This is a genomic window from Vibrio coralliilyticus ATCC BAA-450, assembly GCF_000176135.1.
Lineage (GTDB): Bacteria > Pseudomonadota > Gammaproteobacteria > Enterobacterales > Vibrionaceae > Vibrio > Vibrio coralliilyticus.
Map to the genome: position 1 here is coordinate 531,263 of NZ_ACZN01000017.1, position 16,218 is coordinate 547,480.

Annotated in this window: 12 protein-coding genes and 1 pseudogene; 6 read left to right on the forward strand and 7 right to left on the reverse strand. The window is 45.1% G+C overall.

Features of this window, described 5'->3' with window-relative positions:
- Nucleotides 1–54: 54 nt before the first annotated feature.
- Nucleotides 55–1,266 carry an MFS transporter gene (locus VIC_RS17570; protein ID WP_006961430.1) on the forward strand — a complete coding sequence of 404 codons (1,212 nt, stop codon included), beginning with the start codon at nt 55–57 and terminating at the stop codon, nt 1,264–1,266.
- Nucleotides 1,267–1,404: 138 nt separating this feature from the next.
- The gene (locus VIC_RS17575) at nt 1,405–2,997 is read left to right on the forward strand and encodes a bacteriohemerythrin (protein ID WP_006961431.1); all 1,593 of its coding nucleotides are present in this window, start codon (nt 1,405–1,407) and stop codon (nt 2,995–2,997) included.
- Here the strand turns inward: VIC_RS17575 and VIC_RS17580 are convergent.
- Genes VIC_RS17580 through VIC_RS17590 form a run of 3 tightly spaced genes read right to left on the reverse strand, consistent with a single transcriptional unit; the run spans nt 2,989 to nt 5,317 of the window.
- Entirely contained in the window at nt 2,989–3,858 is an 870-nt protein-coding gene (locus tag VIC_RS17580) for a DUF3626 domain-containing protein (RefSeq protein WP_050778634.1), read from the reverse strand. The genes VIC_RS17575 and VIC_RS17580 overlap by 9 nt on opposite strands.
- Before the next feature lie 8 nt (nt 3,859–3,866).
- Nucleotides 3,867–4,388 carry a MerR family transcriptional regulator gene (locus tag VIC_RS17585; RefSeq protein WP_006961433.1) on the reverse strand — a complete coding sequence of 174 codons (522 nt, stop codon included), beginning with the start codon at nt 4,386–4,388 and terminating at the stop codon, nt 3,867–3,869.
- A gap of 8 nt (nt 4,389–4,396) precedes the next feature.
- Nucleotides 4,397–5,317, reverse strand: a complete 921-nt coding sequence (locus VIC_RS17590; protein ID WP_236612187.1) for a DMT family transporter — start codon at nt 5,315–5,317, stop codon at nt 4,397–4,399.
- A gap of 153 nt (nt 5,318–5,470) precedes the next feature.
- Here VIC_RS17590 and VIC_RS17595 point away from each other — a divergent pair.
- Nucleotides 5,471–6,102, forward strand: a pseudogene (locus VIC_RS17595) (SDR family NAD(P)-dependent oxidoreductase).
- A 37-nt stretch (nt 6,103–6,139) separates the two neighbouring features.
- On the opposite strand, the gene VIC_RS27155 reads toward VIC_RS17595, so the two are convergent.
- A complete protein-coding gene (locus VIC_RS27155) occupies nt 6,140–6,265 on the reverse strand; it encodes a hypothetical protein (RefSeq protein ID WP_006961436.1) in 126 nt (41 codons plus the stop codon).
- Nucleotides 6,266–6,637: 372 nt separating this feature from the next.
- Nucleotides 6,638–8,548 carry a methyl-accepting chemotaxis protein gene (locus VIC_RS17600; protein ID WP_039952160.1) on the reverse strand — a complete coding sequence of 637 codons (1,911 nt, stop codon included), beginning with the start codon at nt 8,546–8,548 and terminating at the stop codon, nt 6,638–6,640.
- Nucleotides 8,549–8,921: 373 nt separating this feature from the next.
- On the opposite strand from VIC_RS17600, the gene VIC_RS17610 reads away from it, so the two are divergent.
- Nucleotides 8,922–10,541 carry a methyl-accepting chemotaxis protein gene (locus tag VIC_RS17610; RefSeq protein WP_006961438.1) on the forward strand — a complete coding sequence of 540 codons (1,620 nt, stop codon included), beginning with the start codon at nt 8,922–8,924 and terminating at the stop codon, nt 10,539–10,541.
- Between the two features lie 64 nt (nt 10,542–10,605).
- Here the strand turns inward: VIC_RS17610 and VIC_RS17615 are convergent, their stop codons facing one another.
- Both VIC_RS17615 and lamB read right to left on the reverse strand, forming a co-directional pair.
- Entirely contained in the window at nt 10,606–11,445 is an 840-nt protein-coding gene (locus VIC_RS17615) for a MalM family protein (protein WP_006961439.1), read from the reverse strand.
- Nucleotides 11,446–11,561: 116 nt separating this feature from the next.
- Nucleotides 11,562–12,788, reverse strand: a complete 1,227-nt coding sequence (gene lamB, locus VIC_RS17620; RefSeq protein WP_006961440.1) for a maltoporin LamB — start codon at nt 12,786–12,788, stop codon at nt 11,562–11,564.
- 451 nt (nt 12,789–13,239) lie between these two features.
- Between lamB and glgX the strand changes: the two genes are divergently transcribed.
- The gene (gene glgX / locus VIC_RS17625; protein ID WP_039952163.1) at nt 13,240–15,189 is read left to right on the forward strand and encodes a glycogen debranching protein GlgX; all 1,950 of its coding nucleotides are present in this window, start codon (nt 13,240–13,242) and stop codon (nt 15,187–15,189) included.
- Between the two features lie 110 nt (nt 15,190–15,299).
- Nucleotides 15,300–16,166, forward strand: a complete 867-nt coding sequence (locus tag VIC_RS17630) for a hypothetical protein (protein ID WP_006961442.1) — start codon at nt 15,300–15,302, stop codon at nt 16,164–16,166.
- Nucleotides 16,167–16,218 lie beyond the last annotated feature (52 nt).

Sequence of the window (16,218 nt, forward strand, 5' to 3'; positions counted from 1 at the left end):
AGTTAACTTGAGGTTTTAGAGTAACACCAAGTTGGCTTGCAGTGGAGAATAACAATGCAATTAATTATGAAAAACAGAACCATGCCCTACTTGAGTGGCCGTTTCTTTGATGGAATTTCTTCCGGTTTATTTATGATGGCTTTACCTTGGGTCATGCTGGAAACGCCAGGCATGGGCCCTTTTGTGGCTATGGTCGCCTTAGCGTGTACAGCAATTTCTTTTTTCCTGACCCCTTTGTTTTCCACTCTCATCGACAGGCATTCAAGAAAATCGCTGCTAGTACTGGTTCAGATTTTACAATCATCGACAGCCGCCATCGTCATGTTGGCCTACGGACTAGGCATTGAATCAAACTGGTTGCTGGCTACGGCACAATTAGTCTTCTGGGTTTCAAGCAACCTTGCTTGGACTGCAAACAACGCTTTTACACAGGAAAACTATGGCCCACATGAGTACGCGGCGATTTCAGGCAAACAGGAAATTATTCTACAGGGTACTACGTTGGGTGCTGGTGCGTTGGGCGTTGTCTTACTGCAAATCTGGGGCATGCTCGAATTTGCGGCGTTTGCCGCGGCAGCGTCTGGCTTATCAACGTTAAGCTATCTAGTGACGCCATATCGTCAGAAATTGCGTCAGAACAAAACCACATCCTTTATTGGCCAAATGAAAGAGAGTAAGGAGATATTCACTGCTCAGCCTCGCTTTTACGCATTCTTGTTACTCTCAGCATTGAGTTATCCGATCCTGACCTTCTTAAGCAAACTGGTGCCAATCTGGTTTTCAGAAGTCGGGATCTCGGGAGACTGGTATGCAGGCTACAACATCGCCTTTGGTTTAGGATCATTGATGACAGGTTTGTTTGTCGCCAAATTGCTTAATCTGGCATCTCACCAGTCCACCATGCTCTACTCAATGGCCATAGCGTCCGTGATGCTGATTGGTATGAGCTTCTCTGTTCACCCAGCATACTTATTGATATTCACACTGTTTTTCGGTTCATTTAACGCTCTCAATCGCATTGCCCGAACCAATTGGATGCACCACACAATTAGGGTCGAGCAGAGAGGTCGAGCCGATGGTGGATTGCAGATGTTTGCGACCATGATACAGAGCGTCAGCTACACAGCAATTGCCTTACTAAGCCATTACGGAATCACTCAATATGGCTTCATGCTGGCGGCAGTCTCTATGATAGGCGCAGTGTTAACGATGCATCAGCTCAATAAGCACGATGATATAGAGCCAGAAATCATCGTTCAGAACTAAAACACCATGATACAGCCTGAGAATTTCAGGCTGTATCGACAGAAAATATGGAAATACTCGCCTATAAGTAGGGATATCTGGATCTTTGGCCTAAATTTATTAGGTAGAACATTGAATATACCACCAAGGAGTTGGTGCATGTTTGACAGTCTTGCCGAAAAATTCAGTCAGTTTAATCCCATCCAGTGGATAATCGTTTTCTCCATTCTGGTTTCACCTGCAGCCCTCTATCTAATGTTTGCACAAGCGTGGATCGGGCTATTAGCACTCGTGCTATATCATTGCCTGATGCTGGCTATGTTTTATGCCTTAAGCCAGATGCTAAACCAAGTCCGAAATGCGGCTAGGCAGCTCTCTGAGGGGGATCTAACGGTACGTATTCCACTACAAGATCCCGAAGCGCGATCATTATCCCGGACAGTCAATCGCATCGGAGAAGATATCTCGCGTACCGTTCATGCCCTTGGTAAATCAACTACAAGGCTGCTGGACGTTGCAGATACCGTACAGAAAGACTCAGAAATATCGCAAGCCGGCGCCATTGGTCAAAAGCAAGATGTCGACAGCGCTAAAACCATCATCAATGAGTTGTCTGATATCACTCAGCAAGTCTCTGAACATTGCGAATCAACTGCAAATTTGGCGAACGAAGCCAAACTCAAAGCCGATCAGGGTTCACGCGACATGGTAGCGCTGGAGGAAGCACTCAACAGTGCTAACCAACATATTGAAAACTCCAATGAACATTTCCAGTCGCTCATGGAAGAAACCACTCAAATCAGCCAGGTAATGGAAACCATAAGCAGCATCGCAGACCAAACCAACTTACTGGCATTAAACGCAGCCATTGAAAGTGCACGTGCTGGTGAACAAGGGCGCGGTTTTGCTGTCGTTGCTGATGAAGTCCGAACTCTGGCAATGCGAACACAGGAAGCAACAGAAGAGATCCGGGGTAAGATCAACAACCTGCAAGCAAAAACCGATGACGTGCTTGAAACTATGAAGGAAAACAAAACCAGTATGGACAAATCGTTAGCGTTAGCTTCAACTGCTGAACAGTCTTTTAAGGCGCTAAATCTGCAAATTGAAGAAGTCCGCTCTTACGGCCAGCAGATAGCCCGTTCATCAGAAACGCAATTGAGTCAAACACATGACCTGGACAGCTGTTTGCAGCAAATCACGCAAGAATCTGACAATAACGTCCAGTCAACACGTGAAACATTACGAGCTAGTATCACAGTACGAAACTTGTCAGGGGAAATTGATTCACTGCTGCACCGATTCGAAACCAATCAGACTCAGATTCAGCAGGAAGAGTCAAAACGCGACAAGCTGATGGAGTGGAATGAGCAGCTCGATATTGGGCTGGATGAAATTAACCGCCAACATCAAACCTTGCTGCACTTGATTAATGAGCTGTATTACTTACTCAAACACAACTATGGTCTCTCTTCGATCAAACGCGTCGTACAAGGTTTGATCGATTACACGGCTAACCACTTTAAATATGAAGAAACTCTGTTTGCTCAGATTGGCTATGAGCAGACACAGGAACACATTGATAAACACGCTCAACTCGTCGATGAAGTGTTGGCGTTTCAAAAACGCGTTGAGCGCGGAGAAGACATAGGTGAAGAGCTGATGAGTTTTCTCAAAAACTGGTTAAGCCAGCATATTATGCGCGAAGATAAAGCTTACACCGATGCCTTTAAGCAAAACGGATTAAATTGAGCCGCTTACGCCATAGCCAAAACGAGCAAGATAGTGCCACACCTTTTTCACATTTTGCTCGTCAAACCCTTGCTGATAAATAGCGTGAGACAGCACATCAGGCGTAATCAAGTTACTTACGGCAATCTGCCTAGCCAATTCAATAAATTCCTCACCGCGGTATTCCGGAAAAGCAGAAAAAACATCCACCTCTGCTCGATAGCCTTCATGGCACTCGATTTTACAAGGTAACTCATTCGCCAGCTTCTCTATATTTGTCCCTTGGTAAATTGGGTCGAGTACAAGGGCATCAACGTCTCTATCAATGCGGATTTCACCATGGATATGTGCTTCAACATAGCGATCTAACTCGTCCGGGATGTCACCCTCTGCCAATGCAATCAGAGTTGAGACTTGCTCAGCAGTAGCAAAGTCTTCAGGCTCATAGAAACTGTCTGGATAACAAAAAGTGGTGCGTTCCAAAACATGGGGTTTCAGCCTGAAATACGAAGAACCAAAACGAGGAGCGCCGCCAGCGACGCTTTCGATGAAATGAAGTGCGCCATATTTCGGACGAAGATGATCGCAGCTCTGATCGTACACGCCTTCAAAAACACGCTGCTCCCACTTCCAACGGTCACCCCCATGGAATGCGGTCAAACCACCATTACTGGTGCCTGTTTGAAACTGAGACTTGAGCACGCCATCTTCCGCCATCGCGGACAATATAGGTCTCCCCTCTTTGGTCATTCGATCAGGGTGAAAGTTAATCGTGACGGGAAATGGACACAATGTATTCACAGTTGATGACTTAGCGCGAATAACCTCGATGGCTCGATTAATCAAATCCTCTTCTGAACATGGTTCGAATTTCTTGTCCAACCTTCCTCCTAGGCACGTGCCATTGCACGTATTTCTGCAATCTCGTCAACATCAATTTGTAACGATTCAAGGAACTCCTGATGAGCATCAGGCTCCATTCGTTCAAATTGTTTATGCCAGTTAGCCATATCTTCTTCAGTCATGCCAGAACTTCTAAGCACGTTGACCCAGCGCTCTTTGGTCAGCAAATTCTGGTCAAACAAAATCGGCTGCTCTAGGAGAGCTAAAATCGCTTTTTGTTGCTGGCGCAATGTCTGGATCTCGCGTTCCAAGGCAGTAAACTGATCGCGCAACGTCTGTTCTTGTTTATGCTCATCACTACGGTCCAGCAACGGCTCAATGTCCTGAACCGGCAAGCCAAATGATCGGTAAGACATGATGCTTTCTAAACGCCGACGCTCTTTCTCCCCATACCAACGATAGCCATTGTCTGAGCGAGTGGCAGGCGTCAGCAAGCCAACACGTTCGTAGTACAGCACTGTGGTTCTGGAAACATTACACGCTTTGGCTAATTGAGTGACAGTCAACATAAGCAACCTTATGAAATCGTTTTGTTTTTATATAGCATAGGTAAGATAGCGCTGGCTATGATGATCATGGCGCCAACGATCGCCATCCAGTTCGGTATTTCAGCAAACAACCAGTAGCCAAACAGCAGTGAGTATAGGATTTTTGCGTATTCCACATTGGCAATCACATTCGCCTCACCATATTTGTAGGCGGAAATCCCGATCCATTGTGCAAAGGATGACAACACACCGACACAAATCAGCAAACCAAATTCAGAAGCCGAAGGCCATTGCCAGTTACGTAAGCTGGGGATCAATGCCATCAAGCCGACAAAAATCGCCTGATAGGCCAGCAAAGTGATCTTGGGTTCGACTTGCGCCACTTTACGAACACACACCACCGCTACAGCAGCCCCTAACGCGCCGACCAAACCTAGCCCGACATAGAGTAATGATCCTTGTTCAAAACTCGGCTGCACCACCAGCATCACGCCGATAAACCCGACCATAATCGTAAACAGGCGTGATGCCGAAATACTCTCGGCCAAGAATAACCTTGAAATACAAGCAACAAACAAAACTTGGGTAAAACCTAATGCTGTCGCGTCTGCCAGAGGAATGTTGCTTACGGTAACAAACCCGAGATACAAAGCGGTGAATGCGCCAAGAATACGGAATGTATGTAATTTGAGTCTTTTGGGCTTTAGCAATACCTGAATATTGCTACAGATTGCCGGGGTAAGTAGCACGACGAACACCAATTGGCGAAACAACAGAATCTGAAATACCGCCATAGTGTCGCTCAGAATCCGGACAATAACGCCCACAACCGTGAAAGTCGCCGTCGAGATGAGTGCAAGCAGGACTCCTTTCCAAATGTTAGGTAACAATGAGAATCGGCTTCGCAATGACTGCAACCGACCTGAGGAATGGGTATGACTTGACAACATAGTAACCTCCATTCAATGGACAAAATGGAAGGTTAAAGCCTTCACCTATAGACGGGTCAATGGTGACTTTACTTCTATTTTTGAACTCACCTATCGTCTAAGGTACGGAAAACTGCATAATGCGATTAATTTTCATTATCAGGTAAGGTACAGATACAAACGATCGTTATTTGGGGCGCCGCAAGTGGGCTGGGGGCAGCGATGGCTGAACATTTCCACTCTCAAGATTACCAAGTGATTGGCATCACCCGCAATCCAGAGAAAAACCCTCGCCTTGCTCAACTGAGCATCTAGACTTGTCGTTGCGATGCCACCGTTCAGGAACAAGTGACAGTGTCGTACGCCAATTGCCTCAGGGTGCCCTGTCTGTCTCTTCAATGGGCAGTTTTCGCGCAGATGTGCCTGTTGATTACATTGGTCATCGTCACTTGATCAATGCTATGGAAGCACACGGTCTACATCGATTCCTGTTAGTGACTTCACTTGGATGTGGTGATTCATGGCAATACTTATCTGAGCGTTCAAAGCAAGGTTTCGGGGCTGCAGTGTGAGAAAAATCACTCGCAGAGGCTTGGCTAACTACAAGCCAGCTGGATTACACCATCTTACAACCTGGTGGCTTAAAAGACGGTGAGCAGACAGGCAAGGGGGAACTATCTCAGGCATGTGAGGTTCATGGCCTTATCTACCGAGAAGAAGTGGCTCGATTGGCCGAACAGTTGTTAAACGATGCCAGTAGCACCGGACAGATTTTCCAGTGCATTGATCCAACGTTAACCTATTAGTTCTAGATGAAAAGAGCCTGTCAAAAACAGGCTCTGTTTATTTTTTAGATGGTAGGTCGTACGCAAGTCGGGTCAGGCGGTTTAACTCCTGAATCATCCCTTTAACGAACAAGAAATACATGGCAATACAGCCACCGCTAAATCCCCAAAAAAACTCTGCCATAGTCTGCTCCAGAAATGGATTGAGACCGCCATTATTCTTCCCGATAACGCAACCTCACTTCGATAAATCATCACTCCTACGACGACAGAAGCGTCTGGACCTCGTATGGCACAGAACGTTGAGAATCCTATCAACAAGATAAATAAAAAAGGTAAATAGTGACTATTTTTTATTTTTATTTGGACTTTTAGATAACGTGATGAGCGCCGCTAGCTCTGCATATAGCCTCTGAGTCATAGGACTGTGTTAAGTGGATGAACTGGAGAGGAAGAAAATGGTTTAGGTAACTTTTTTCCCATTGTTAGGATGGCAAAGGCTTCCCCAAAAAAAAGAGCCTCGCGACTAGCAAGGCTCTTGATTAAACAACATTATTTAAGACAGCTTAAATCGATTCACGATACTCGATAAATGCGCATTAATGTCCGCAATACTGTGTGCATCTTCCAAAGCTTGCTGGCCGTTGCTGTCCAACTCACCAACAATATCGTTAATTGCACTCATATTACGACTCAACTCTTGGGTCACACTACTTTGCTCTTCCGCTGCTGTAGCGATTTGCGTACTCAGGTCATTAATCTCCGTGACAAAATCTGTCATTACGTCGAGACTTTCAGCGACTTCACCCGCACCTTCGGCTGTCTGACCACATTTGTCTTTGGTCGAATCCATTGAATCTACCACCGACTGACTGCCTCGCAGGAGACTGGCCAACGCCGACTCAATTTCTTCTGTACTGTCTTTAGTGCGACTCGCCAGTTTACGTACTTCATCTGCAACCACCGCAAAACCTCGGCCTTGTTCACCTGCACGAGCCGCCTCAATCGCCGCATTCAGTGCAAGTAAGTTGGTCTGCTCTGCGATATCACCAATGACACCCAAAATGGTATTAATACCATCGGTCTCTGCAGCCATCTTATTCACGTTTTCAGATGCAACACTGACATCATCCACTAAATCCTGCACGTTAGTCTGTGCCTGCGTCACCGTCACTTTTGATGCAGAGCCCGCTTCATTAGCTTTATGAGTGAGCTGAGCGGTATTTGCAGCGTCAGTCGCCATGGCTTCTGCCGTTGAGTTCATTTCTTCTATTGCTGTTACCACCTGTTCCGTTTCCTGAACATGGCTTTGAAGAATAGACGAGTTACGCTGACTCTGATCCCGCATACGGTCTACGTTACCATTGAGTTGATTGGTAGCTTCACTAATCTCCAACATCATTGATTGTAAGCTTGCAATGAACTTGTTCACACCCTCTGAAATCTGACCTAAGTCGTCATTGGTCGTGACCGTGATACGCTGGGTTAAATCACCATTACCTTCACTCAAACCAGCAATGGTTTCTTTGAGTACCAGAATTGGTCGATAAAGGATTTGCATGACAAACAGCGCGACAACGATACTGATGATGGTAGCAATCACCGCGGTCAGGATGGCAGCTTGCTTAGCGGAAGCCAGGTCTGCAAATGCAATGTCTTTGTCCAGACCGACGACAAAATACCACTTTTTACCTGCGATATTGATTTCATGGGAAAAGAACAGTTTTTCAAGATCATCTTGGTGACCATCATAAACCACATCCGTCTGACCAATAGCTTTGTTGGCTACCGTGTTGAGCCAAGGATATTTGTCAGTCTTGTTGCCTGCCTCAACATTATCCATTGAAGAAGCCAAAATTGTCGTATCGCTATTCAAGATAACAGCAACCGCTCCTGGGATACTATTGGCGCTCTTAGCAATCTCATTGAGAAAACCCAGCTGCATATCGACGGAAATCATACCACTCAGGGTCTTACGTACGATTGATACCCAGTACTCCCCGCCGCCGCTACCTTGATAAGGTTCAGTAATCGATGCTGTCGAGCTCTGTCGACCTGCCTGATACCATCCTCGGGTGGTGACATCCCCCTCAAACTTGTGGTTGGGCCAAGTAGCGGCATCTTGGTTCCAATAGGCATCACCATTAGTAAATGCAACGACGGAGCTGTTTAGATTGGTTGCATTAGCGATGATATGAGTGAGCTCAATAAAGTCATCAGATGTACCTGTGATTTCCTTATTTTCAAATTGCTTACCCAGTTTCTCTAAACCACCAACTTTCTCTCCAAGCTGGTCGGCAATTTTCTGCGCTTGCCCTTTCACATAGCTCTGGTTTGAAGCGGTAATTAACTCCACAAGTGTCTCTTCCTGCTTCACATAAGCTACGTAACTTGAAACAGACACTGATACAACCACCAGTGCAATAATGGACATGAGCAATAACTTTTTAAAACCCAGATTTCTCATCTCTTTTCGTCCCTATGCATCTTAAATTCATTCATCATAAACTTTCCATACACCATTCCATTAGGAGATATGCACGACCTAATCAACAAGTTTATTAATAGATTGTGGTAGGAATATGCCCAAACACCAAATTTGATAACTAATTGAAACAGCTTAATTGCATTCACAACAGCGATATATCCAAATATGTGAACCGATGCACCAAAGTAAACAAATATCAAGTGTCTCACTTTTGAGCCAGCGCACTATATAAATATGTAACAATATGAATACAAAATATTCATGACAGAAATCAATTTTCAACTTTGGAACATTGAATAGCCTTTCTACTCACCTTCAAAATCAAAACATAAACTATAAGAATGGCTTAACGATGAAACTCAGCGATCTCACCGTCAAATATAAACTGGCGACCATTGTTGCCTTGGCAATAATTTTTATTGCGATGGCGTGTACCTATAATTTGATCCAACAACGGACAAGCTCCCTGAATGAACGAGAAGACAAACTCAGTGCTCAAGTGGAAGCGACCGTGAGTTTGGTTCAGCACTATTACGATCAGAGACAAACTCTTGGGGAGGAAGCTGCAAAGCAGCAAGCATTGGACGCGATTAAAGCGCTGCGTTATGACGAGTCCAACTATTTTTGGATTCTCGACCAGAAGATGCAGGTGGTCATGCATCCGATTAAACCAGCACTCAACGGGCAAAATGCCGAGAACTTTAAAGACGGTGCTGGTAAATTTCACTGGCGAGAAATGGTCGCTATTTCTCAAACAAGCGCGCAGAAAGGGTTCCTTGACTATCAGTGGAAGAGCCCGCAAGGCGAGCTTAAAGATAAGATTTCCTACGTTCAACTTTTCCCTGAGTGGGGCTGGATTATCGGTTCAGGTCTACTAGTGGCTGATATTCAAGAGGCATTTTATGCACTTGCCTTAAAGGAGGCGTTTGTTGCTTCTATCCTGTCAGCCATCTTGCTCGCCATGGGCTACACAATTTCAAACAACATCATCACACCATTGCACCGATTGATCGATAACACCCACAAGATCGCGGATGGCGATCTTCGTGTACGTATGAATATGTCGAGGAAAGATGAGCTGGGCGAAATGAGCCAGCAAATCGACAAAATGCTGAGCAAGCTTCAGGATACTTTACGCACTGCGCACCAGTCTGCAGAACAGTCCAGTGCTATGGCATGTAATATTGCTCAAGCCAGTGAAGAGGCCGCAACCAGCGTAAATTCTCAACATGCACAGTTAGAGCTTTTGTCGACAGCAATGACTGAAATGAGTGCGACGATTTCAGATGTTGCAACCAACGCAGAGAACACCGCAGTAAGTACTAACAAAGTGGTCGAACACGCTCATCGCAATGATCAAACTATGCAAACCACTTCAAATACGATTGCGGAGGTGTCTCGCAATATTTCTACGGCTCATGATTTGGTGACGGATCTCCAAACTGGCGTCAACGAAATCAGCAATGTGGTCGGTGTGATTAGAGACGTTTCTGAACAAACAAACTTACTCGCCTTAAATGCCGCCATTGAAGCAGCCCGTGCAGGTGAACAAGGCCGTGGTTTTGCGGTAGTCGCTGATGAAGTGCGTAATTTGGCTAGCCGAACACAGAATTCCACAAACGAAGTCCAAGTGACGATTGAAAAGCTTATTGAGCAAGCTGGCAGAACCTTTACGGCAATGCAAAGCAGCAATGAAAAAGTTGACGAAAGCGTCTCGGCATCGAACAAAACTCGCGAGCAGCTTGATGTAATAGTGTCAGAGATGCAGAATGCCAACGATATGGTGGCACAGATTGCTGCTGCTTCGGAACAACAAAGTACTGTGGCCACAGAAATGAACGAAAATGTGTCTGGCATTCACTTGGCAGCCAATGAGGTACTTCAGGCTTCTCACTCTCTAGCTGAAGACAGTCAACTGATGGCTAATACAGCTGAGCACCTCACAGACCAACTAAAATATTTTAAAGTTTAATCCACCGCGATCAAAAAGCCGCTGCCAGATGAATCTGGCAGCGGCTTTTTATTGTTGGCTATTTTTACTTTTTAGCGTTCACTGCTTTTACGAAGATTTCCTGAGCACCTTCAACATTAAGTGCCTTCGCTTCTTCCAACAGACTGATTGCCTTGTTCAAGTCATTCGACTCAACCGCAGCGGTAATTGCCTGATGATAGTATTTTTGAGTTTCAGGCTGTACAACTTCAACACTCTTTGCCATTACTGGTTTGGTGTTGGTCTCTGCTGAGCTTGAAGAGCCCAACTGCTTGAAGAAGCCTAAACGATCAATAGAAACTTCCACTTTGCCGTACTCAGAGTTTGGAATGGCAATATCTTTTACTTCTGGTAGATAGTTTCCACGCCCCTCTGCATCTAATCTTGCAGGGTGGGCAACCATGGTCGCTTTACCCAATTCACTCTTATCGGTGTAGACAATCAGGTAAACAGACTCAGTATGAGTTGGCGGAAAGAAATCAACTTCTGCAACTAAGCGGTTACCAAGATTCAGGCGAGGCTTAGTGTATTCAAATTTTTCGCTTCCGTAGTTTTCTAGCTCACGACCATTTTTATCGACAATTAGCGCTCTAGGAACAAACGCCGTATCCCCAATCATACTAGTGATGGTGATTGAGTACTCACCACGGTCTGCAGGTAATTCAAACATCGCAACAGGGCTGTTGATGTCTTGGTACTTTAACGTCTGAGACTTAGGGGTAATTTCTACGATGGTGCTACTTGGCAACTTCATCGTCACAGCCTGCAACGCAGAGATTGAGTCTACTTGCTCAGCTTGTGCAGTTTGAACTTGTTGGATTACTTCAGGAGATTGGCAGCCTGCTAGTGCAACGCAGCCACTAAGGACGAGGGCACGAAAATACATAGGGTTTTCCTTATTTTATTTTTTTAAATACTCAGGGGGAAAAGTGCTTAAAAAAATAGCCGACAATTGTCGGCTATCATAATCGGACTTAGACAATTAGGACAGTAATTTGTCTATTACCACCAAGCTTCTACCTGAACACCAACAACGTATTCAGAATCTTCGCCTGTACCAAATGCGTTGTCGTTTTCTGTATCAGTGATGTAAGAACCGTACACGCGTAGTTCTGGACGAGCCCAGAAGCTGTCACCCATCGCCCAACCTTGAGCAACAGTCAGTTTAGTGTTGCCGAAGTCTTCAGTCGCAGTACCTGCAGAGTTGATCTTCTCACCTGAGTTTACACCCGCTTCAAAGATAGTACGCATTGTGTCGTTCCACTTATACATAGGGCGAACAACTACCGAGTACTGGTCAATGTCAAACTTAGAAGAAGTTGTCGTGTTACCGATATCGCTACCTGCTAGGTATGCTAGTTGGTGGCCCATTTCCCAGTTTTCACCAAGGTTCATTACACCCCAGTTGATCAAGCGGTAACCAGATGCGTCATTCTGTGAATCATTACCACGGTTGTAGTATGCGCCAGAGCCGAAGTTAGCAACTTGAGTACCGTAACCATTTGTACCAAATTGAAGCACAGTCTGGTTGAAACCGTTAGACATACCTTGGTGGATAATTGCAGACGCTAATAGACCGTCGTCTGCCGCTTCTGTACCGTCAGCTGTTTCTGTAGAGAAGTTGTAAGCTAGTGCTAGTTCAAGAGATGCATCTTCCCAAAGGCCAATGTTTGCAAGACGTGTATCTAGAATGTAGCCAGCAGACTGTTTTACATTGTTTGCCGTGACTTCGCCGTCTTGAATAATCGCAACAGAAAGCTTCTGGTTACCTACTGAAAGGTTTTCAATACCACCACCAGTACCAGATGTGTTTAGGAAGTAGAAGTCAGTGATGTGGATATCTTTACGTTGGTAGTACGTTTTACCCGCCCACATGGTTGCTTCTTTATCTGAAGCAATCAGGCCTTTTGCTTTAACAGCGAACTGAGCGACGTTTATATCTCCAGCTTCCCAGCCTGATTTACCATCATCATTACCTTTCGCTAACATTGACTCAACGCGCCAAGTTTGTTCACCCGTTTTCAGCTCTTCCGCAAAACCAAACTCGTAGTAGTTGTCGTTTTCGTTACCTAGACGACCAATACCGTTTTTGCTTACAGAGACATCACCACCAGTGTTGTCACTGATACCAGTGCCAGCACGGAAGTAACCATTGAAATCTACTGCGAAAGCAGAACCAGCCGCTAATGTCGCAGCCACTGCGGCAGCAATTACACTTACTTTTTTCATTTTTAACTCCATTTAGGGTTTATTATTCTTTTAACTCGCTCGTTGATTCGCTCTGAAAAGGCAGGAACAGAACCCATCAAAAAGAGAGGTAAGATGGGCCAAGCTATATTGCCTAAACCCCATTTGCTTCAACTGCTGACAAGATTACCGATAAGGCTCAAGGATGACTTCCTCCACCTAAAACTTATTTTGGGGGGATGAGAAGGGATGAGAAAAATAACCGCACGACGTACATTAGGCTTATGTCACAAATATAAGGGGGAGGAGGTATAAGATTCTTTTATAGCTACCTCACAAAATGTCACATAGCTCACCTTTTAAACAAAAAAACATCTCCGCCATGAAATAAAATTACATTTTTATTTTATACATAAGGTTCTTGACGTCTCTTCGACAAAGCTATTTACTTACTTGTAGTTACTAAATTACAAACTAATACCAAATATTAACGATGCCTTGTTCTCGCCCCTATCCTCTTGGTGCTACGTTGAATCACGAAGGCTGTAACTTCGCGATTTACGCACCTAAGAATAAAGATCTCCAACTTGCGCTTTTTGATGAAAAAAATAATTACCAAACCTTTTCACTCACCAATGAATATGCAGGGATAAAACACACTTTTATTCCCGGAGTGAAGGCTGGGCAAAGATACGGTTTTATAATTGGTGACGAAGATAACCTTCAGTTAATTTCAGACCCGTATGCAAAAGCGCTGGATAAGCCACTTTTTTACGAAACCCCTTTTAATTCAGCAAAGAGCTTTGATTTATCCAAATGTGTGGTCATTCAAAATGAGTTTGATTGGCAGGGCATAGAGAAACCATATCGACCACGCGAAGAAATGGTGTTATTTGAAACTCATGTTAAAGGAGTCTCAAAGCTAAACCCCAACGTACCAACGCAATACCAGGGGAGCTATCTTGGTTTAGTTAGCGATGCAATGCTTGCGTTCTACAAAGAGCAGCAGATTAATACTTTACAACTGTTGCCCATTGCCGCTTGTATGCACGAGCCGCACCTACTCAAGATGGATAAGGTCAATTACTGGGGCTACAACCCTTATGTGTTTATGGCTCCGGACCCTCGCTACGCTGCTCAAGATGCAGTAACTGAACTCAAAACAGCGATTCGTGAACTTCACCGACATGGTATCGAGGTAATCCTCGATGTTGTGTATAACCACACTGCAGAAGGCGATGAAAAAGGCCCAGTGTTTAACTTAAAAGCACTGGATGATCGTTACTACTTTAAGTACGGTGAGCATTTTGCAAATTTTACAGGTTGTGGGAATACCCTCGACTTATCCTACCAACCAGCTCTCAATCTAGTGATGGATACCCTTAGGTATTGGGTTGAAGAGTATCAAATCGATGGTTTCCGCTTCGATCTTGCGGCAACTTTGGGGAGAGAAGGCGAAGACTTCAATCCAAATTCTGGCTTCTTCAAAGCGGTGGCTCAAGACCCAGTCCTCAAAGAAGTCAAGCTTATCGCTGAGCCATGGGATATCGGCCCTAACGGCTATCAAGTGGGTAACTTCCCATTTGGCTGGAATGAATGTAACGACCGACTACGGGATATTACTCGCAGCTTCTGGCGAGGCGATCAAGGTTACCTGAAAGAGTTTGCGACGCGGCTGATGGGCTCACGTGACCTATACAGCGCTGCAAACTGGCCATACAAGCTGACCGTTAACTACATTACTTATCACGATGGCTTCTCGATGCAGGATCTGGTGTCTTACCGTCACAAACACAATGAGGCCAATGGTGAACAAAACCGAGATGGCCACGGAGACAATCGTTCCGATAACTATGGCGTTGAAGGTGACACTGAAAACCCAAGCATCATCGAAAAACGTGAGAAGCAAAAGCGTAATTTTATGGCCAGCCTACTATTCGCTTTTGGTATTCCTCATATACTGACCGCTGACGTGCTTTCACATAGCCAAAAAGGCAACAACAATGCCTACTGTCAGGATAATGAACTGAGTTGGCTGAATTGGCAGTCCTCTCATGAAAAAGACGAATTCAAAACCTGGCTAGCGAATATGGTTCAGGCACGACAAACTTACATGGTGCCATTTATTCGAGCATTTAGTGGGGAGAACAGAAACGACAATCGCATCCATTGGCGACGCATTGACGGCACATTCATGGAACACGACGATTGGAATCAGCTTAGTTCGGTTGCCCTTCAGTTGGGTATCGGCAAACATGGTGACGAGTTATTCTACTGCATCAACCAAACCAACGCGCCAGCACGCTTCAGTTTACCTAGCGAGAATCAGCAGCAATGGACCATGGTATGCAATACTGACAATCACGAATTGCATCAGACCATAGATCACAAGCAAGTCCTAATCGCTCCCAGTTCAATGGCCATCTTCCACGCGAAAGCTTAATCCTTCGCTGTTCTGATAAGTCACCATCAGAACAGCGACTATCTACTTGATTAGATAACCTTTTTCTCCAACAATATCCCTAAGCTGGTAACACTGGCAAAGGAGGACACATGGCTGAAAAAATCTCTACAACTGCACTGGCAAAATTGCGTCAAACTGATGCTAAGCAGTTGTTTCAGGAGCTTAAGCTGGCGGGTTATATCAATCGCTCAGAGGATGCGTGGGTATTGACGGAGCTTGGGGAAAAGTTTGGCGGAGAGTATGTCCAGCACCAGAAGTTCGGTCAGTTTATCGTCTGGCCAGAAAACCTCCTGATAGATACCGCCGCAACGAGCGGTAAGTCTTTAAGTGCGACCCAAATTGGCGAGCGTTTCTCGCTCAATGCTAAGAAGATCAACCAACTCCTTCAGGAGCTGGGTTGGTTGCAAAAGGTCAACGCAGGCTGGGAAGTTACAGCTAATGGTCTCAAAGTCGGTGGCTACCAGAGAGAAGACAAAGAGAGTGGTAATCACTTTGCTGTCTGGCATGACTCCATCATCCGCAACAAACGCCTGAAACAGTCGGTAATAGAATTTTCCGGCCAAGATGCTGAAGCTCACGCAACAGACAAATCCATATCGAGTTTTCGACAGAAGTTCGAAGCTAAACACCGCACGCTGGATGGGCACTACGTACGCTCAAAAGCAGAGTTGAAGATTGATAACTGGCTCTATATGAATGGCATTGTTCACGCCTATGACCGTCAATTACCTATTGAAGAAGATGTCCTCAGCGATTTCTATCTGCCCACGGGCAAAGTCTACTTGCAATATTGGGGGCGTGATGCCGGAGCATTCCCCGAGAACGAAAAAGCCGACATCAAACGAATATACGAGCAACATCAATTTGATTTGATTGAAGTCGAGCCTGAAGACATCGACAAACTTGACGATGTCCTCCCTGCTAAATTAAGAGAGTTTGGCATTTCGGCATACTGAGCGAATACCTACCTCAGGCAGCCAACTTAATATCCTTACTCAGAACGTAAAA